The sequence below is a fragment of the Citrobacter sp. S39 genome (assembly GCF_009495675.1).
In the GTDB taxonomy this organism is placed as follows: Bacteria; Pseudomonadota; Gammaproteobacteria; order Enterobacterales; family Enterobacteriaceae; genus Citrobacter; species Citrobacter freundii.
Genome location: NZ_CP045555.1, coordinates 2353628 through 2373324 on the forward strand (window position 1 = coordinate 2353628; position 19697 = coordinate 2373324).

Sequence of the window (19697 nt, forward strand, 5' to 3'; positions counted from 1 at the left end):
CTGGGTTGAGGTATCTCTGAACACACCGGCACAGCTCTCTTTGCCACTTTATCTTCCTGACGACGAAACTTTCGCAAGTTTCTGGCCGGGGGATAACTCCTCTTTACTGGCTGCACTGCAAAACGTGCTGCGTCAGGAACATAGCGGGTATATTTATCTTTGGTCGCGTGAAGGCGCAGGCCGTAGTCATTTGCTGCATGCTGCCTGTGCGGAACTGTCCGCGCGCGGCGATGCGGTAGGCTACGTGCCGCTCGACAAACGCACCTGGTTCGTCCCCGAGGTGCTCGACGGGATGGAGCATTTATCGCTGGTATGCATCGACAACATCGAATGTGTGGCCGGTGATTCGCTGTGGGAAATGGCGATCTTTGATCTCTACAACCGTATCCTGGAGTCGGGGAAAACACGCCTGCTGATCACCGGCGATCGTCCACCAAGACAGCTGAATCTGGGATTGCCGGATCTCGCTTCGCGTCTGGACTGGGGGCAAATCTACAAGCTGCAACCACTTTCCGATGAAGATAAGCTGCAGGCGTTGCAATTACGCGCCAGACTTCGCGGATTTGAACTGCCGGAAGATGTGGGCCGCTTTCTGCTTAAGCGTCTGGATCGGGAAATGCGTACGCTGTTTATGACGTTGGATCAGCTTGATCACGCATCGATCACCGCCCAGCGTAAGCTGACCATTCCGTTCGTAAAAGAAATTCTGAAGCTGTAAGCGCCGCAGCCAAATGACTGCGGCAGGTTTCGGTTAACCGACGATTTCCAGTACCTGCTCCGGCGGGCGTCCAATTCGAGCCTGACCTTTGGCAACTACGATCGGGCGCTCCATCAGTTTTGGGTTTTCCACCATTGCCTGAATCAGCGCATCTTCACTCAGATTTTTGTCCGCCAGGTTAAGCGATTTATAGAGATCCTCTTTCTGGCGCATCAGCTCACGCGCGCTGGACATACCCAGCATCTGCAGAAGTTCACGCAGGGTCGCGGCGTCAGCCGGGGTTTCCAGATACAGCACCACTTCCGGGTCCACGCCATTGGACTTCAGTAATTCCAGCGTTTCACGGCTCTTGGAGCAGCGTGGGTTATGGTAGATTTTAATCGCGTCTGACATTTTTCTTTCCTGTTACATCTTGGTGTACGGTTTAAAGCGCTCTTGCAGCTGGCGTAGCTGGTCGATACGAGCATCGTATCTGGCCTGTTGCTGGCTACCCAATTTCACCTGAGAGCTTGCGCTGCTGAGCATCGAAATCGCCTGATCCAGACGTCCAGCGAGGGCATACCCCTCCGCCCGCGCCGCCAGCTCCTGATCGCGGTTGTTCAGGTTGGCTTCCGTTTGCGCTAACAGATCCCAGCCGTTAGGGTCGTCCTTATGGTTAAACGTATAGCGATTCAGGATGGTTGCCGCCTCTTTAGCTTGTCCGCCCTGTAGATACGCATTCGCCAGGTTGAGCTGCAGTACCGGGTTAGTGCGCAGGTCGCGGGCGTTTTTCAGGCGGTTAATGGCATCACTGGTTTTCTTCTGGCCGAGATCGATATCCGTTGCCAGGTCGAGATACCAGGCATTGTTCGCGTCTGCTGCCAGCAGCGGTTGCAGCGCTTTACGCGCCTCGTCATATTTGCTGGCTTCCATCGCCTGCAATGCCCGACCATATTGCGCCGCACGTTGCTCACGTACGTTGCCTTTCGACCAGTTACTCAGCAGGTCATCGGTCAACTGGTTACGACCAGAGTTGTACATGCCCAAGGTTCGTGCCTTAGCCAGATAAAAATCTTCTGACGACTGGACGACCACCGGACGCATCTGGTTGGCGCGGTTACGGGCATCCGACAGGCGGCTTTCAGGCAGGGGGTGAGTCAGCAAAATTTCCGGCGGACGCGAAGAGTAACGGGCCTGATCGAGCAGTTTTTCGAGGAACGTCGGCATGGCCTGGGGATCGAATCCCGAGCGTTGTAGCACCTGAATACCGATGCGATCTGCTTCCTGTTCGTTTTGTTGCGTAAAGCTAATCATCCCCTGACGCGTTCCCGCCAGCGTACCGGTCAGCGCCGCCATACCCGCTTGCGGGCTAGCCATCGCTAATAAAATTGAACCTAGCGCACCTACCCACGTTAGCGGCGCACTGCGTTTCTGATCTTCCATTGCACGCGCCAGGTGGCGCTGAGTGACGTGGGAGATTTCGTGCGCCATGACCGATGCTAACTGGCTTTCGTTGTCGGAATAGCGGAACAGTGCGGAGTGCAAGACAACGTTGCCGCCAAAGAAAGCAAAGGCGTTGATTTCATCGTTGTTAATCAAAAAGAATGTGAAGGGTGTTTTTACCGAGTCGGCGTGCGAGACCAGACGCATCCCCAGCGCATTAATGTATTGGGTGAGCAATGGATCATTAATTAATGGCGCACTGCCGCGCAGTTGGCGTACGTAATAATCGCCCATCTGCATTTCCTGTCCTATGGAAAGCGTACTGCCTGCCGACGTTCCCATATCAGGCAGGGTGTCCGCAGTATCAGCAAATGCGGGCGCAACCTGACCGATAGTCAGTGCGGCAATGAGGGTAGCAACCAGGTTTTTTTTCAACTGCCTGAACATAACCTCTGTCCTGTATTCTTTTTTGAGATAGCCATTTGACCAATGCTGTGAAGTATCGTTCACACTCCGCAAGCTTACGGAGTGTAACTGCGAAACCTGACGATGAACACCCAGGAAAAATGTCTTTTCACTTTGCGTAATCAGCCATAAAAAGCGAAGTCTTTTTTGTGACATTTCGATACAATTCGGGATCGCAATCCCGCTATTGGGTTCATGGAAGGGTTTTATGCTCGAAATGTTGATGCAATGGTATCGTCGCCGCTTTAGCGACCCCGAAGCCATCGCCCTGCTGATTATTCTGGTTGCCGGTTTTGGCATCCTGTTCTTTTTTAGCGGTCTTCTGGCGCCGCTACTGGTCGCCATAGTGCTGGCGTACCTGCTTGAATGGCCGACTGTGCGGCTGGAACATATTGGGTGTTCACGGCGTTGGGCGACATCGATTGTGCTGGTGGTGTTTGTCGGTATTTTGCTGCTGATGGCGTTTGTGGTGATGCCCGTTGCATGGCAGCAGGGGATCTATCTGATCCGCGACATGCCTGGCATGCTTAATAAATTGTCTGATTTTGCTGCCACCTTGCCGCGGCGTTATCCGGCGCTGATGGATGCGGGCATCATTGATGCGATGGCGGAAAATATGCGCTCGCGAATGCTCACCATGGGCGATTCGGTGGTGAAATATTCGTTAGCCTCACTGGTTGGATTGCTGACCCTGGCGGTCTATCTGGTTCTCGTCCCATTGATGGTGTTCTTCCTGATCAAAGATAAAGGACAGATGCTGAACGCCGTGCGCCGGGTGCTGCCGCGTAATCGTGGGCTGGCGGGGCAGGTGTGGAAAGAGATGAACCAGCAAATCACCAACTATATCCGCGGAAAGGTGCTGGAAATGGTGGTGGTCGGCGTGGCGACCTGGCTCGGCTTCCTGCTGTTTGGTCTCAACTATTCGCTGCTGCTGGCGGTGCTGGTAGGGTTCTCTGTGCTGATCCCGTATATCGGCGCTTTTGTGGTGACGATTCCGGTAGTTGGCGTGGCGCTGTTTCAGTTCGGGCTTGGCACCGAGTTCTGGAGCTGTTTTGCCGTGTACCTGATTATCCAGGCGCTGGACGGCAATCTGTTGGTTCCCGTGCTGTTCTCCGAGGCGGTCAATCTGCATCCACTGGTGATTATTCTCTCCGTGGTGATTTTCGGCGGTCTGTGGGGATTCTGGGGCGTATTCTTTGCGATCCCTCTGGCGACGTTAATCAAAGCGGTAATGCACGCCTGGCCGGATGGTCAGGTCGTTGACGAACCCTAATCTGCAAGATCCGGCGATATCATGTCGCCGGATCCGAACTTGTCTGACCTCTATCCACACTTTCTGAATAATCTCTTCTGCTGTCGTTTTTCTCCGCATTTGTCTTTAACTTGACCTGCGTGATGTCTTTCTGTCACGCAAGGAATAAGACCAACAGGAGAACAAAATGGGTCACAACACACACACGCAGCAAAAGGTGGGATGGGGCGGTTATCTCGCTTTTTTTATTACGATTATCCTTTTTTCCGGCATGTTTGCGAAAAGTACCGAATGGTGGCGGGTCTTTGACTTCACCGTCCTCAACGGCGCGTTTGGGCAGATTAATGCCACAGGCGATACGGCGGTCTCTTTTCGCGGCTCTGGAGGGATGGGAGCCAAAGACGGCTTCTTATTCGCGCTTGAGCTGGCACCTTCCGTCATTCTTTCACTCGGGATTATTTCCGTCACCGAAGGATTGGGGGGGTTACGTGCGGCACAACAGCTGATGACGCCGGTCCTGCGCCCGTTACTCGGTATTCCGGGAGTTTGTTCGCTGGCGCTAATTGCGAATTTGCAAAATACCGATGCCGCGGCCGGGATGACCAAAGAGATGGCGGAAGAGGGCATTATTACTGAACAGGAGCGAGCCATTTTTGCCTGCTGGCAAACTAGCGGCAGCGCGTGTATTACCAACTATTTTTCCTCTGGCGCTGCGCTGTTTACGGTGGTTACCGTTCCGGTGATTACGCCGCTGGCGGTGATCCTTGTCTTCAAATTTGTGGGAGCGAACCTGCTGCGTTTGTGGATTGCGCAGCTGGAAAATCGCCGTCTGCAGCAGGAGGTCTGAGATGACAACGCAGGTACGTAAAAACGTCATGGATATGTTTATCGATGGCGCGCGGCGCGGGTTTACAATTGCTACAACCAGCCTGTTACCTAACGTGGTGATGGCGTTTGTGATTATTCAGGCGCTGAAGGTGACGGGATTGCTCGAGATTGTCGGGCGGGTGTGCGAACCGGTGATGGCGTTGTGGGGGCTACCAGGGGAATCTGCCACCGTGCTGCTGGCGGCGGTGATGAGTATGGGAGGCGGCGTCGGCGTTTGTGCGAGTCTGGTTGTTGCTGGTACGCTTTCGGGACATGATGCGACTGTATTGCTACCGGCAATCTACCTGATGGGCAATCCGGTGCAAAATGTGGGACGCTGCCTGGGAACTGCGGGGGTCCATCCCCGTTACTACCCGCTGATTATTGCGGTATGCGTCATTAATGCGCTGCTCTCTATTTGGGTTATGCAGGTAATTGCCTGACAAGGAAGGTTATGAACTGTTCAATTCTTAATTTGACGTTGTTCCAGCAGGGACACGTGTACGCACCGGAAGATTTAGGGCGACAGGATATACTGGTCTCCGGCAGTAAAATTGTTGCCATCGCCCCGTCAATTTCTCCTGAAGACTTTCCCGGTTGCGAGTGTATCAATCTTGACGGCGCGATTGTGTGCCCAGGATTTATCGATCAACACGTCCATCTGATTGGCGGCGGCGGGGAAGCAGGGCCGCATACCCGCACGCCGGAAGTACGCTTGTCACGCCTGGTTGAAGCTGGTGTAACTTCGGTAGTCGGTTTGCTGGGTACCGATGGTATTACCCGTCACCCGGAATCGCTGCTGGCAAAAACCCGCGCGCTGGAGTTTGAAGGCATCAGTGCATGGATGCTTACTGGGGCGTATTCTCTGCCTTCCCCGACGATCACCGGCAGCATCGATCGTGACGTGGCGCTGATCGATAAAATCATTGGCGTAAAATGTGCGATTTCGGACCATCGTTCCTCAGCCCCAGATACCTCGGTGCTGGCAAACATGGCAGCGCAGTCACGCGTCGGTGGATTGTTAGGACGCAAACCGGGGATCAGTGTATTCCATATGGGCGATAGCCCGCGCATGCTGGAACCGTTGTACCAGATCCTCAACTGCTGCGATGTGCCGATTACTAAACTGTTGCCGACACACGTTAACCGTGCGGAACCGTTGTTCCAGGCGGCGCTGGAGTATGCTCGTAAAGGTGGTTATATCGACATTACCAGCAGCATTGATGAGCCCGTCGACCCCGCCACGGCTATCGCCACGGCGCTGCGGCAGAACGTGCCACTGTCGCGCATTACCCTTAGCTCGGATGGCAACGGCAGCCAGCCGGAATTTGATGAGTTAGGTAATCTCATCGGTATCGGTGTCGCGGGGTTTGAATCACTGGCTGAAACGGTGCGCCAGTTGGTGAAAGTTCATGCCATACCGCTGGAACAGGCGCTCTGTCCGCTGACGCGTACGGTCGCAGAATTTTTAGGGCTCGAACATAAGGGGCGCCTGGCGGTGGGATGCGATGCGGACATTCTGGTGCTTAACGATGCGTTGGAGGTTAATCACCTTTGGGCGAAGGGAAAAACCGTGGTCAGAGAGAAGAAGGCCTGCGTAAAAGGGACGTTTGAATAAACGTTTATGCGGATGTCAGCCTGAAAAAGTACAGATTCACGTTTATGCCGGGTGGCGGCTACGCCTCACCCGGCCTACAAGTTTCGCAATATTAATAAGCTGCGCAGGCCTGATAAGCGAAGCGCCATCAGGCTTTTTCCAGCAAAACGTAAATCAGGCGTTCTCTTTCAGCCAGTTCAGTACCACGTCGTGGTGATTGCTGGTTTTGAAGTCATCGAACACGTGCTCAATTTTGCCTTCGGCATCAATCAGGAAGCTGATGCGGTGGATGCCATCGTAGGTTTTGCCCATAAATGACTTCTCACCCCAGACGCCGAACTGCTCGCAAACCTGATGATCTTCATCGGACAGGAGCGTGAAATTCAGGACTTCTTTCTCCGCGAATCGGGAAAGCTTCTCTGGTTTGTCGGTGCTGATCCCCAGCACTTCAACACCAGCTTTTTTTAACTCATCCATGTTATCGCGCAAGCCGCAGGCCTGTACGGTACAGCCGGGTGTCATGGCTTTCGGGTAAAAATAAACCAGAACACGCTGTCCCTGGAAGTCGGTTAAATTTACTTGTTCTCCGTCTTGATCCGGCAAGCTAAATTTCGGTGCGATATCACCGGCTTTCAGTGGGTTCATTACTTAACTCCATCCTGTTCATCATGCTGTGAGTAATTGACGACGTTAATACTGCCTTGCGCATTGAGTTCTGTACAGAGTGCTTTAAACGCATCTTCAATATTTGCCGAATCATGTGACGCAGGACTATGTGCGGTAATTTGAATAAACAACTGCGCCGCCTTTCCATTCTCAGCCGGTTGCGTGCGTGAAACCAGTTCCGCAATATTCATTTGGTGGCTGTCAAACAGTGCGGTGAAGCGTTCAATCAAATGGGGAGAATCAGGGACATCGACCTGCACCCATACCGTAGCAGGCATCGCCGGACGAGGGCGCGCGGTCGTGCGCTTCATCACAATGAGTAAATCCAGCTCTGCGCCTTTTAATGGCAAGGTTGATTCAATCAGGGTGATGGCATTCCAGGTGCCCGACAGCAACATGATAAACGTGAACTCATCACCCAGCATGGCCAGTCGGCTGTCTTCGATATTACAGCCGCAACTGCTGACATGACGTGTGATGGTGTTCACAATTCCTGGGCGGTCGGCACCCAGCGCAGTAATGACCAGATAGTGTTGCGATGACGATGTCAAACCTGTTCTTCCTTTGAGCGGTGAGGTAATCATAAGGAAAGCATAAAAAAAACATGCATACAACAATCAGAACGGCTCTGGTCGCTTGCTTTTATTGTCGTACCAAACGTACCATTGAGACACTTGTTTGCACAGAGGATGGCCCATGTTCACGGGAAGTATTGTCGCGCTTGTTACGCCGATGGATGAGAAAGGTAAAGTCTGCCGGTCGAGCCTGAAAAAACTGATTGATTATCATGTCGCCAGCGGCACCTCGGCGATCGTTTCTGTTGGCACCACCGGTGAGTCCGCCACCCTGAGTCATGATGAACATGGCGATGTGGTGATGATGACGCTGGAGCTGGCTGACGGGCGTATTCCGGTTATTGCCGGAACCGGCGCCAATGCGACCGCGGAAGCCATTAGTCTGACGCAGCGTTTCAACGACAGCGGTGTTGTTGGCTGCCTGACGGTGACGCCTTACTACAACCGCCCAACCCAGGAAGGTTTGTTCCAGCATTTCAAAGCCATCGCTGAGCATACTGACCTGCCGCAAATTCTGTATAATGTGCCGTCCCGTACTGGCTGCGATATGCTGCCGGAAACCGTTGGTCGTCTGGCGAAAGTTAAAAATATTATCGCTATTAAAGAGGCCACGGGGAACTTAAGTCGCGTTCACCAGATCAAAGAGCTGGTTTCGGACGACTTTATTCTGCTCAGCGGTGATGACGCGACCGGACTGGATTTTATGCAGCTCGGTGGTCATGGCGTGATTTCCGTAACGTCTAACGTTGCGGCACGTGATATGGCTGAAATGTGCAAACTGGCGGCAGCCGGGCAATTTGCCGAGGCGCGGGTGATTAACCAGCGTCTGATGCCGTTACACAACAAACTATTTGTCGAACCCAATCCTATTCCCGTGAAATGGGCGTGTAAGGAGTTGGGACTTGTGGCGACCGATACGCTACGTCTGCCGATGACGCCAATCACGGACAATGCTCGTGAAATCGTCAAAGCGGCGCTTAAGCATGCCGGTTTGCTGTAAAGTTTAGGGAGATTTGATGGCTTACTCAGTACAAAAGTCGCGCCTGGCCAAGGTTGCGGGTGTTTCGCTTGTTATGTTGCTCGCGGCCTGTAGCTCTGACTCGCGCTATAAGCGCCAGGTGAGCGGTGATGAATCCTATCTGGAGGCCGCACCGCTTGCTGAGCTTCATGCTCCAGCTGGGATGATTTTGCCGGTTATGTCGGGCGACTATAATATCCCGGTAACCAACGGCAGTGGTGCCGTGGGTAAAGCGCTGGATATTCGTCCACCGGCTCAGCCGTTAGCGTTAGTCACTGGCGCTCGCACGCAAATCGCAGGCGATACCTCAACGTTGCTGGTGGAAAATGGTCGTGGCAACACGCTGTGGCCGCAGGTCGTGAGCGTCATTCAGTCTAAAAACTACACGATCACCAAACGTGATGATGCCAGCCAGACGCTGACCACCGACTGGGTTGACTGGAACCGTCTGGATGAAGACGAGCAGTACCGTGGACGTTATCAAATCTCGGTTAAACCGCAGGGCTATCAGCAAGCGGTAACGGTGAAACTGATTAACCTCGAGCAGGCGGGTAAACCCGTAGCCGATGCGGCATCAATGCAGCGTTACAGCGCTGAGATGATGAACGTTATCTCTGCTGGTCTGGATAAGAACGCCACCGACGCCGCGAATGCCGCGCAGAACCGCTCTGCAGCCACCATGGATGTTCAGAGCGCAGCCGATGACACCGGTTTACCAATGCTGGTGGTACGCGGGCCGTTCAACGTGGTGTGGCAGCGTTTGCCAGCAGCGCTTGAGAAAGTGGGGATGAAGGTAACCGACAGCACCCGTTCTCAGGGTAGCATCGCGGTGACCTACAAACCTCTGTCTGATAGCAGCTGGCAGGAGCTGGGCGCAAGTGACCCAGGTCTGGTATCCGGCGACTATAAACTGCAGGTCGGTGATTTAGACAACCGCAGTAGCTTGCAGTTTATCGATCCGAAGGGGCATACCCTGACGCAAAGCCAGAACGACGCGCTGGTCGCCGTCTTCCAGGCAGCGTTCAGTAAGTAAAAATAAAGGGCTGGATAACTCCAGCCCTTTTTTTCTGATATGATACGCAAACGTGTGCGTCGGCAGAAAAACGCAATATTTATCGTTAATTCACACCCAGGAGTAATAAAGATGCAAAAGCAAGCTGAGTTGTATCGTGGTAAAGCGAAGACCGTATACAGCACGGAAAACCCGGACCTGTTGGTGCTCGAATTCCGCAATGATACGTCAGCAGGGGATGGCGCGCGCATTGAACAGTTTGACCGTAAAGGTATGGTGAACAACAAATTCAACCATTTCATTATGACTAAACTGCAAGAAGCGGGTATTCCTACCCAGATGGAGCGACTGCTTTCTGATACCGAATGTCTGGTGAAAAAGCTGGATATGGTACCGGTTGAATGTGTGGTACGTAACCGCGCAGCAGGCTCTTTGGTTAAGCGTTTAGGCGTTGAGGAAGGTATTGAACTGAATCCGCCGCTGTTTGATCTGTTCCTGAAAAACGATGCTATGCACGATCCAATGATTAACGATTCCTATTGCGAAACTTTTGGTTGGGTGAGCAAAGAGAATCTGGCACGTATGAAAGAGCTGACCTACAAAGCTAACGACGTGCTGAAAAAGATGTTTGATGATGCTGGTCTGATTCTGGTCGACTTCAAACTTGAGTTTGGTTTGTATAAAGGTGAAGTCGTCCTGGGTGATGAATTCTCACCGGACGGTAGCCGCCTGTGGGACAAAGAAACGCTGGATAAAATGGACAAAGATCGCTTCCGCCAGAGTCTGGGCGGCCTGATCGAAGCCTATGAAGCCGTCGCGCATCGCCTGGGTGTGAAGTTAGACTAATCTTCCCCTGAGCCGGCGATCGCTCTCCGGCTCATTAACCCCACCTGATTTGATTACTATTTCTTATGGTAATCCTGTTCCGAACCGCCTACGATCATCATCATAATGAATAAAAAGTTGAGGTGATTATGCGCTGGCAAGGGCGTCGTGAAAGTGACAACGTGGAAGACAGACGAAACAGCTCTGGCGGCGGCCCCTCTATGGGTGGGCCTGGTTTTCGTCTGCCCAGTGGTAAAGGCGGTATCATCCTGCTGATTGTGGTGCTGGTGGCGGGTTATTATGGCGTGGATCTCACCGGATTAATGACCGGCCAGCCGGTCTCCCAACAACAATCATCACGCTCCATCAGCCCAAACGATGATGAAGCGGCAAAATTTACCTCGGTGATTCTGGCTACAACAGAAGATACCTGGGGACAGCAGTTTGAAAAAATGGGCCGCACCTACCAACAGCCGAAGCTGGTGATGTACCGGGGCGCGACGCGCACCGGCTGCGGCGCGGGCCAGTCCGTGATGGGGCCGTTTTATTGTCCGGCAGATGGTACGGTATATATCGACCTTTCATTCTATGATGACATGAAAAACAAGCTGGGCGCTGATGGTGATTTTGCGCAGGGCTATGTTATCGCCCATGAAGTGGGTCACCACGTGCAGAAACTGCTGGGTATTGAACCGAAAGTTCGCCAGATGCAACAAAACGCCTCACAAGCTGAGGTGAACCGTCTTTCCGTTCGTATGGAACTGCAGGCGGACTGCTTTGCCGGTGTCTGGGGCCATAGCATGCAGCAGCAGGGCGTGCTGGAGTCTGGTGACCTGGAAGAGGCACTAAACGCCGCACAGGCCATTGGTGACGATCGTCTGCAACAGCAGGGACAAGGACGCGTCGTACCGGACAGCTTTACTCACGGAACCTCTGAACAGCGTTTTACCTGGTTCAAACGCGGTTTTGATAGCGGCGATCCGGGACAATGTAATACTTTTGGTAAAGGTATTTAAGATACAGAGGCAGGGATGTCCGATAACACGGCGCTGAGGGCGTTAACCGAACAGATGGCTCGTGAGGGGATCCGTCGTTTGCTGATTATCAGCGGCGAGGAGAACTGGTGTCAGGGGCAGGCGTTAGCGCTACGCGACATATTACCCGGCGACTGGTTGTGGGTAGGGGCGAATGCCCCTGCTGAACCGAACTGTACGCCACAGGCGCTGCAAACGTTACTGGGGCGCGAGTTTCGTCATGCAGTTTTCGACGCCGGGCAGGGATTTGACGCTGCGGCGTTTGCCGCCTTAAGCGGTACACTGCTTGCCAGCAGTTGGCTGGTTTTGCTGACCCCACCCTGGCATTCCTGGCACACGCATCCAGACGTGGATTCACTACGCTGGAGCGATTGTGCTGAGCCCATTCCCACACCGCATTTTGTTGAGCACGTCAAACGGGTGATTTCCCTCGATAGACAGGCTCTGCACTGGCAGCAGCATCAGCCGATTTCCTGTCCGCACTTTCCTGCTCGCGCAGCTTGGCTTGCGGCAACCGGCGAACCCCAACCAGAACAGGCGATGATATTAAATCATTTGCTGGCTATGCCTCCCGGTGTGGTTGCGGTGACGGCCGCACGGGGTCGGGGCAAATCCGCTCTGGCAGGGCAACTCATAGCGCGGATTAACGGCACTGCGATTGTGACCGCACCTGCCAAAGCTGCAACGGATGTGCTGGCACAATTTGCCGCAGAGCGTTACCGCTTTATGGCGCCGGATGCACTATTAAGCAGTTCTGAAACCGCAGACTGGCTGATTGTGGATGAAGCCGCCGCGATCCCCGCGCCGCTGCTTCACCAACTGGTGGCGCGTTTTCCTCGTACGCTGTTAACCACTACAGTACAAGGCTACGAGGGAACGGGTAGAGGCTTCTTGCTGAAATTCTGCGCCCGCTTCCCCCATCTTCGACGCTATGAGTTGCAACAACCCGTGCGCTGGGCGCAGGGATGTCCGCTGGAGCAAATTGTCAGCGATGCGCTGGTGTTTGATGATGAAACGTTCACGCATGCCCCATTGGGGGAGCTTCACTTCTCGGCATTTGAGCAACAGTCCTGGGATGCTAGCCCGGAGCTGCCGTTAGCGGTATACCAGTTGCTCTCCGGAGCGCATTATCGCACCTCGCCATTAGACCTGCGGCGAATGATGGACGCGCCTGGTCAGCATTTTCTTCAGGCATCAACCGCTGACTCAGTGGCGGGTGCTGTCTGGCTGGTCGATGAAGGGGGACTATCCGCAGAATTAAGCCAGGCCGTCTGGGCCGGATATCGTCGACCGAGGGGGAATCTGGTTGCACAGTCGCTGGCGGCGCACGGTGGTGACCCGTTGGCGGCGACGCTCGTCGGGAGACGAGTCAGTCGAATTGCGGTTCATCCTGCGCGCCAAAGAGAAGGTATTGGGCAACAGCTGATTGTGCTGGCCCACCACTATTCCACATCGTGTGACTATCTCTCGGTCAGTTTTGGGTATACGGCTGAACTATGGCGTTTCTGGCAGCGCTGCGGTTTTGTGCTGGTGCGAATGGGAAATCACCGGGAAGCCAGCAGCGGCTGTTATACCGCCATGGCGTTGCTGCCCATCAGCGAAGCGGGAAAGCGCCTTGCTGAGCGGGAGCACCAGCATTTGCGGCGTGATGCGGAAATCCTTGCGCGATGGAATGGTGAGAGCATTCCGCTGGTCCCGCTGAAAGAGACTACGCTTAATGAGGATGACTGGGCTGAGCTGGCTGGGTTTGCCTTCGCGCATCGGCCATTATTGACGTCGCTAGGCTGTCTGAGTCGTCTGCTTGAGCACAGTGAATTACCTCTTCCGGCATTGCGCGGACGTATACAGGCTAAACGCAGCGACGCCGAATTGTGCCAACAGCTGAAGATCTCAGGTCGTAAAGCGCTGCTGGTCGTTCAGCGCGCCGAAGCGGCACAAGCGTTAAATCAGCTGGATGCTGAACGTGAACAGCGGCTACATAATCGCATTATGCAATGGCAATTTTTTCACTAACATCTTCAATTTCCTGGCATGGTCATTGCGGTTAAGCGGCGTAGAATGATTCTCATCAGTTAAGGAGATCGCCATGAAACATGACCATTTTGTTGTTCAAAGTCCCGATAAACCCGCTCAACAGCTACTGCTGCTGTTTCATGGCGTCGGCGATAACCCGGTTGCCATGGGTGAAATTGGCTCCTGGTTTGCGCCGCTGTTTCCGGATGCGTTAATCGTCAGCATTGGCGGGGCAGAGCCTTACGGTACGACTTCCGGACGTCAGTGGTTTTCGGTACAGGGCGTAACGGAAGAGAACCGCCAGGCGCGTATCGACGCGATTATGCCGGTGTTTATCGAAACCGTGCGCTACTGGCAGAAACAAAGCGGCGTTTCACCGCAGGCAACCGCGCTGATTGGTTTTTCTCAGGGGTCGATTATGTCGCTTGAGAGCATCAAAGCCGAGCCGGGGCTGGCGTCGCGGGTCATTGCCTTCAATGGTCGCTATGCCACCTTACCGGAGGTTGCAACTACCGCAACGACGGTGCATTTGATTCACGGTGGTGAAGACCGGGTGATAGAGCTCTCCCATGCCGTTGCCGCGCAGGAGGCATTAATTGCTGCGGGTGGGGATGTGACGCTGGATATCGTCGAAAACCTGGGACACGCCATTGATGAACGCAGCATGCAGTTTGCGCTCGATCATCTGCGTTTTACCGTACCGAAGCACTATTTTGATGAAGCGCTGAGCGGCGGTAAGCCTCACGATGATGATGTGATTGAGATGATCTGATTGATAACCGTAGGCCGGATAAAACGCGGAGCGTTGCCATCCGGCACTTAACGCCCGGTGGCGCTAACGCTTACCGGGCCTACGTGACTTATTGGCCTGGAAATTATTTCTTCGGTTGATCCTTGTTCGGCCAATCGTCGTCGTCATCCCATTTATCGTTAAAGTCACGATGCGGGGGAAGCTCCGGTTTGTTGGCCAGATATTTCTTTGGATCGACGCGCTTGAGATCTTTGATAACGTTAAGCAGCACGCCTACCAGAAACACCAACACCAGAATCCACCAATATTTTGCTAGCCAGTCCATGTATTTTTCCTCTTGCAGGAACACTCATCAGGCGACGAGTTGCTCCATGATACGTTGATACATACGGGCAAGCAGCTGCAGGTCGGCGGCATTAACACATTCATTTATTTTATGAATAGTGGCGTTGACCGGCCCAAGTTCGACTACCTGTGCCCCCATGCGGGCAATAAAGCGCCCGTCGGACGTCCCGCCTGTAGTCAGTAACTGCGGTTTAATTTCATTATAGTGCTCAATGGCGTTCACTACTGCATCCACCAGTTTACCGCGTTCAGTCAGGAACGGCTGACCGGAAAGCCACCAGTCGACGGTATAGCGCAACTGATGTTTCTCCAGCAGCGCGTGAACCCGTGCTTTAATCATCTCATCGGTCAGCTCAGTGCTGAAACGGAAGTTGAACTGGATAAACAGTTCTCCGGGGATAACGTTGTTGCTGCCGGTACCTGCCTGAATATTGGCAATCTGCATGCTGGTCGCCGGGAAGAACTCGTTACCCTGGTCCCACTCAATCGCCACCAGTTCGTTGAGCATTGGCGCCGCGCGGTGTACCGGATTATCGGCCAGATGCGGATAGGCTACGTGCCCCTGCACGCCATGAATGGTCAGGTTGCAGGTCAGTGAACCACGACGTCCATTCTTGACCACGTCGCCAACGATTTCCGTGCTGGACGGTTCGCCAACCAGACAATAATCCAGTCGCTCATTACGCGCCATCAGTGCTTCAACCACCTTTACGGTGCCGTTTTTGGCGCTGGCTTCTTCGTCGGACGTTATCAAAAATGCCAGACGACCCTGATGGTTTGGATGCTGGGCGACAAAACGCTCTGCGGCCACGACCATCGCTGCCAGTGAGCCTTTCATATCGGCAGCGCCACGCCCGAACAGCATGCCATCGCGAATGGTCGGTTCGAACGGCGGATTGATCCAACGATCGACATCGCCGGCGGGCACTACGTCGGTGTGACCGGCAAATGCCAGGGTCTCACCTTTACCGCGCCATGCCCAAAAATTCTGTGTGTCACCAAAATCCATACGCTCAACGGTAAAACCTACCGCGCGCAGGCGTTCAATCATTAACGCCTGGCACCCGGCATCATCCGGGCTCAGGGAAGGACGGCGAATAAGCTGCTGTGTCAGCTCAATAACCGGGCACGACATAGACTACACCTCATTAAAAAACAGAGTATAACTGGATTCACTGAAACCAAGCAGCATAGGCTTACCCGGCGCGCAGAGCAATGGGCGTTTGATAATTGCTGGCATTTCAATCATCAATGCGGCGGCGGAAGCCGCATCGGTGATTTGACTGCGCGTGGATTCATCGAGTTTACGCCAGGTGGTTCCACGTGTATTGATCAGCGCTTCCCAACCTAATTCGCTGATAAAGGACTGTAATAGCGTATTGTCAAGACCGTCGACGCGATAATCATGAAAGCGATAGTCAATACCTTGTGCTTCCAACCAGCGTCTGGCTTTTTTAATCGTGTCGCAATTCTTAATGCCGTAGAGGGTGATCATTTGAATCCTTATTGACGTAATTTGAATATTTATTCTTTTATTATGTGGCAATGAATAATACATATTGTCATTCAATCGTTATAGAAAAATATAACATTGTTGAACAACAGTGAATAATGATTCCTGAAAGCTCCAAAAATACCGTATAACTAAAAATCAGAATCTGCCTGTTTGCATCAGCCTGTTTTTCCATCAGAATTGCAAAAGTAGTAGATGATGTATGAATATTTCAAAATATTGCAGTAAGTCACATAAAATTTATGGGTATGGCGCATAGTGATCACATAAACCCCAAACACGGGAGGATGTAATCACAACCATCGGTTAAATGTTCTTCTTTTGATGATGATGATTTTGTAGAATGCTCATAATAATAAGAGAGGTTGTTATGATTGAACGTGAACTGGGGAACTGGAAAGACTTTATCGAAGTGATGCTTCGTAAATAATTTTCTGGAAGAAATTCATATCCTGTAAAGGATAAAAAAAGGCGACTCAACGTAAGTCGCCTTTTTTGTGCCCGATTATTCCGGGCGCGGTTTCAACGGGAAGCGTCTGCGTACCAGCACAAAGAACAGGGGCACGAAGTAAATCGCCAGGATAGTGGCTGAAATCATTCCACCCATTACGCCTGTCCCCACCGCATGTTGACCGCCAGAACCTGCGCCACTGCTGATGGTCATCGGCAGCACCCCAAAGATAAACGCCAGCGAGGTCATCAGAATCGGACGCAAGCGCTGGCGACAGGCGTGGAGCGTGGCATCGAGCAGATCGTGTCCTTTCTCGTTCATCTCATTGGCGAATTCAACAATCAAGATTGCGTTCTTCGCCGATAGCCCGATAACGGTAAGTAACCCGACCTGGAAGTAAACGTCGTTTTCCAGACCGCGCATCCAGGTCGCCAGCAGAGCACCAATGACCCCCAGCGGCACAACCAGCATGACGGAGAAGGGAACTGACCAGCTTTCATACAGGGCCGCCAGACACAGGAATACCACCAGCAGAGAAATGGCGTACAGGGCGGGGGCCTGAGAACCCGATAGCCGTTCCTGATAAGACATCGCAGTCCATTCGAGGCCGAATCCGGTCGGCAACTGGCGCACCAGCGATTCCATTATGTCCATCGCTGTACCGGTACTGACGCCGGGCGCGGCTTCTCCGACAATCTCGACCGCGGAGTAGCCGTTGTAGCGTTCCAGACGCGGTGAACCGGTTTCCCAGCGCGACGTGGCAAAGGCCGAGAAAGGCACCATGCCACCGTTGTTATTACGGACGTACCACAAATTGATGTCGTCAGGGAGCATGCGATATTTTGCTGCCGCCTGCACGTAAACCTTCTTCACGCGACCGCGGTCCATAAAGTCATTGACGTAGCTGGAACCCCAGGCCGTTTGCAATGTATCGTTGATGTCATCGATGGAAACGCCCAGTGCCTGGGCTTTGCGCTGATCGATATCAATTTGCAACTGCGGGCTGTCGTCCAGACCGTTATGACGAACGCGGGTCAGGGAAGAATCCTTCCCGGCCAGCTCAATCAGCTTGTCGCGCGCGGCCATTAACGCGTCATGCCCCGCACCAGCGTGATCCTGCAGCTCCATATCGAAACCGGCAGAGCTTCCGAGGCCACTGATAGCCGGAGGGCTACTGGCGAAGACGCGGGCTTCTTTAATCTTATTAAAGGTCTTGGTCGCACGTTCAATGATGGCGAAAGAGGTTCCGGTAGTGGTGTCGCGCTCATCCCAGTCTTTTAAACGGACAAACATACGCGCCACGTTTTGACCGTTCCCGCCAGGGCCTGAACCGACCGTGGAAAAGACCGACATAATGTTGTCTTTCTCATGGGTGAAGTAATACTTCTCTACTTCCTCAACCACTTTCAATGTTTGCTGCTGTGTGGAGCCGCTGGGCAGCTGTACCGAGGTGGTAAACATGCCGCGGTCTTCCAGCGGCAGGAAGGAGGTTGGCAGGCGCAGGAACAGGAAAACCATTCCGCCGAGCAGCAGGCCGTAGATCAGTATCCAGCGCAGGCTGCGGTGCAGGATCCTGGCAACGCCTTTTTCGTAGCGCTCGGCGTTGCGATTAAACATTCGGTTAAACCAGCCGAAGAAACCGGTTTGTCCGTGATGCTCGCCCTTATGCAGCGGTTTGAGCAGGGTGGCGCACAGAGCAGGAGTGAGGATCATCGCCACCAGAACAGACAGCACCATTGCGGAGACGATAGTAATCGAGAACTGGCGGTAAATAGCTCCGGTAGTGCCGCCGAAGAAGGCCATCGGGATAAACACCGCCGACAGCACCATGGCAATACCAACCAGCGCGCCCTGGATTTGCCCCATCGATTTCCGTGTCGCTTCCCGCGGTGTGAGCCCTTCCTCACTCATAATACGCTCGACGTTTTCCACTACCACAATGGCGTCATCGACCAGCAGGCCGATCGCCAGCACCATCGCAAACATCGTCAAGGTGTTAACGCTATAGCCAAAGGCGTAAAGCACGGAGAAGGTACCCATCAGGACGACGGGAACGGCGATGGTGGGAATCAGCGTGGCGCGGAAGTTTTGCAGGAACAGGTACATCACGAGGAATACCAGCGCGATCGCTTCCAGCAGGGTTTTTACCACGTCAATGATTGAGGCTTTGACAAAGGAGGTGGTTTCATATGCCACCTTATATTCCAGCCCATGTGGAAAATATTGCGACAGCTCGTTCAGACGGTTAATGACCAGTTCCGCCGTCGCCATTTCATTGGCGCCTGAAGCCAGCTTCACGCCCAGACCGGAGGCAGGATTTCCATTAAAGCGGCTGAGGTAATCATACTTTTCAGCACCCATTTCGACCGTCGCCACATCGCCCAGTTTAACTTCTGAGCCATCCTGGTTGACACGTAGAGTAATGGCGCGGAATTCATCCGGAGTCTGCAGTAGCGACTGGGCGTTGATCGTCGCGTTCAGCGCCTGCTTGTCCACCGAAGGTGTACCGCCAAGTTGTCCGACCGCAATCTGCGCATTCTGTGACTCGATAGCGTCGGTCACATCTTTAGCGGTCATCTGGAAACTGTTCAGTTTGGCTGGGTCAAGCCAGATACGCATGGAGTACTGTGAGCCGTAAGCGTCAATATCCCCCACGCCGTTAATACGGCTGAGCGGATCCTGAATGTTACTGGCGACATAGTCGGCGATGTCCTGCTTATCCATTGAGCCATCGGTGGAGACAAAGGCGATTGTCAGAATATTGGTGTCCCCGGTCTTACGCACCGTGACCCCCTGATCCTGTACCGCCTGCGGCAGTTTACGCATTGCCGATTGCAGCTGGTTTTGCACCTGCTGGACGGCCTCATCAGGATCGGTTCCGGCGACAAAGCTCAGTGTAACTGATGCCTGGCCTGTCCCGCTGCTCTGCGACGACATGTACATCAGGTTATCGAGACCAGTCATGTTCTGCTCGATCACCTGGGTGACGGTGTTTTCCAGAGTCTGAGCCGAGGCGCCAGGATAGTTGGCGGTGACCCGTACATTTGGCGGCGCCAGATCGGGATATTGCTCAACGGGCAGTGAAAAAATAGCCAGGGCTCCTGTCAGGCACAACAGGATAGCTAACACCCAGGCAAAAATGGGGCGATCGATGAAAAAATTCGCCATTAAAA

20 protein-coding genes are annotated in these 19697 nt (G+C 53.4%); 12 read left to right on the forward strand and 8 right to left on the reverse strand.

Annotated features, from left to right (window positions below; genetic code table 11):
* Positions 1–16 precede the first annotated feature (16 nt).
* Entirely contained in the window at positions 17–718 is a 702-nt protein-coding gene (locus GFB57_RS11060) for a DnaA inactivator Hda (protein ID WP_211924219.1), read from the forward strand.
* A 33-nt stretch (positions 719–751) separates the two neighbouring features.
* Here the strand turns inward: GFB57_RS11060 and arsC are convergent, their stop codons facing one another.
* Positions 752–1111 carry an arsenate reductase (glutaredoxin) gene (arsC, locus tag GFB57_RS11065; RefSeq protein WP_003037937.1) on the reverse strand — a complete coding sequence of 120 codons (360 nt, stop codon included), beginning with the start codon at positions 1109–1111 and terminating at the stop codon, positions 752–754.
* A gap of 12 nt (positions 1112–1123) precedes the next feature.
* Complete coding sequence (bepA, locus tag GFB57_RS11070; protein WP_003037939.1) at positions 1124–2587, reverse strand: beta-barrel assembly-enhancing protease; 1464 nt, start codon at positions 2585–2587, stop codon at positions 1124–1126.
* 226 nt (positions 2588–2813) lie between these two features.
* On the opposite strand from bepA, the gene GFB57_RS11075 reads away from it, so the two are divergent.
* The 4 genes from GFB57_RS11075 to iadA all read left to right on the forward strand — a co-directional run bounded on the left by GFB57_RS11075 (position 2814) and on the right by iadA (position 6342).
* The gene (locus GFB57_RS11075; protein WP_003037941.1) at positions 2814–3878 is read left to right on the forward strand and encodes an AI-2E family transporter; all 1065 of its coding nucleotides are present in this window, start codon (positions 2814–2816) and stop codon (positions 3876–3878) included.
* A gap of 166 nt (positions 3879–4044) precedes the next feature.
* Positions 4045–4704 carry a nucleoside recognition domain-containing protein gene (locus tag GFB57_RS11080; protein WP_003037944.1) on the forward strand — a complete coding sequence of 220 codons (660 nt, stop codon included), beginning with the start codon at positions 4045–4047 and terminating at the stop codon, positions 4702–4704.
* A 1-nt stretch (position 4705) separates the two neighbouring features.
* The gene (locus GFB57_RS11085) at positions 4706–5167 is read left to right on the forward strand and encodes a YjiG family protein (RefSeq protein WP_003037948.1); all 462 of its coding nucleotides are present in this window, start codon (positions 4706–4708) and stop codon (positions 5165–5167) included.
* Positions 5168–5178: 11 nt separating this feature from the next.
* Complete coding sequence (gene iadA, locus GFB57_RS11090; protein ID WP_003037949.1) at positions 5179–6342, forward strand: beta-aspartyl-peptidase; 1164 nt, start codon at positions 5179–5181, stop codon at positions 6340–6342.
* A gap of 153 nt (positions 6343–6495) precedes the next feature.
* Here iadA and bcp read toward each other — a convergent pair whose 3' ends face one another.
* Positions 6496–6966, reverse strand: coding sequence for a thioredoxin-dependent thiol peroxidase (gene bcp, locus GFB57_RS11095; RefSeq protein ID WP_003037951.1), 471 nt, complete (start codon positions 6964–6966; stop codon positions 6496–6498).
* Positions 6966–7538, reverse strand: coding sequence for a glycine cleavage system transcriptional repressor (locus GFB57_RS11100; RefSeq protein ID WP_003037954.1), 573 nt, complete (start codon positions 7536–7538; stop codon positions 6966–6968). The genes bcp and GFB57_RS11100 overlap by 1 nt, the downstream gene beginning before the upstream one ends.
* Positions 7539–7683: 145 nt before the next feature.
* Here GFB57_RS11100 and dapA point away from each other — a divergent pair, with 145 nt between their 5' ends.
* From dapA to ypfH, 6 genes are all read left to right on the forward strand, one after another.
* Positions 7684–8562 (forward strand): 4-hydroxy-tetrahydrodipicolinate synthase, encoded by an 879-nt coding sequence (gene dapA / locus GFB57_RS11105; protein WP_003037957.1) that lies wholly within the window; start codon positions 7684–7686, stop codon positions 8560–8562.
* A 16-nt stretch (positions 8563–8578) separates the two neighbouring features.
* On the forward strand, positions 8579–9613 hold the full coding sequence (bamC, locus tag GFB57_RS11110; RefSeq protein WP_003037961.1) for an outer membrane protein assembly factor BamC: 1035 nt from the start codon (positions 8579–8581) through the stop codon (positions 9611–9613).
* 111 nt (positions 9614–9724) lie between these two features.
* The gene (purC, locus tag GFB57_RS11115; RefSeq protein ID WP_003037964.1) at positions 9725–10438 is read left to right on the forward strand and encodes a phosphoribosylaminoimidazolesuccinocarboxamide synthase; all 714 of its coding nucleotides are present in this window, start codon (positions 9725–9727) and stop codon (positions 10436–10438) included.
* Between the two features lie 128 nt (positions 10439–10566).
* Positions 10567–11433, forward strand: a complete 867-nt coding sequence (locus tag GFB57_RS11120) for a neutral zinc metallopeptidase (RefSeq protein ID WP_003037967.1) — start codon at positions 10567–10569, stop codon at positions 11431–11433.
* Positions 11434–11448: 15 nt separating this feature from the next.
* Positions 11449–13464, forward strand: coding sequence for a GNAT family N-acetyltransferase (locus GFB57_RS11125; RefSeq protein ID WP_003037970.1), 2016 nt, complete (start codon positions 11449–11451; stop codon positions 13462–13464).
* A 73-nt stretch (positions 13465–13537) separates the two neighbouring features.
* Positions 13538–14236 carry an esterase gene (gene ypfH, locus GFB57_RS11130; protein ID WP_003037972.1) on the forward strand — a complete coding sequence of 233 codons (699 nt, stop codon included), beginning with the start codon at positions 13538–13540 and terminating at the stop codon, positions 14234–14236.
* Positions 14237–14339: 103 nt separating this feature from the next.
* Here the strand turns inward: ypfH and GFB57_RS11135 are convergent, their stop codons facing one another.
* From GFB57_RS11135 to GFB57_RS11145, 3 genes are read right to left on the reverse strand one after another with little or no spacing between them, the layout of a single operon-like run.
* Positions 14340–14540, reverse strand: a complete 201-nt coding sequence (locus tag GFB57_RS11135) for a membrane protein (protein ID WP_003037974.1) — start codon at positions 14538–14540, stop codon at positions 14340–14342.
* Between the two features lie 27 nt (positions 14541–14567).
* On the reverse strand, positions 14568–15695 hold the full coding sequence (gene dapE, locus GFB57_RS11140) for a succinyl-diaminopimelate desuccinylase (protein ID WP_003037976.1): 1128 nt from the start codon (positions 15693–15695) through the stop codon (positions 14568–14570).
* A 3-nt stretch (positions 15696–15698) separates the two neighbouring features.
* Positions 15699–16055, reverse strand: a complete 357-nt coding sequence (locus GFB57_RS11145; RefSeq protein WP_003037978.1) for an ArsC family reductase — start codon at positions 16053–16055, stop codon at positions 15699–15701.
* A gap of 388 nt (positions 16056–16443) precedes the next feature.
* Between GFB57_RS11145 and ypfM the strand changes: the two genes are divergently transcribed.
* A complete protein-coding gene (gene ypfM / locus GFB57_RS11150) occupies positions 16444–16503 on the forward strand; it encodes a protein YpfM (RefSeq protein ID WP_001386977.1) in 60 nt (19 codons plus the stop codon).
* 75 nt (positions 16504–16578) lie between these two features.
* Here ypfM and acrD read toward each other — a convergent pair whose 3' ends face one another.
* The gene (gene acrD, locus GFB57_RS11155) at positions 16579–19692 is read right to left on the reverse strand and encodes a multidrug efflux RND transporter permease AcrD (protein WP_003037980.1); all 3114 of its coding nucleotides are present in this window, start codon (positions 19690–19692) and stop codon (positions 16579–16581) included.
* Positions 19693–19697: the final 5 nt, after the last annotated feature.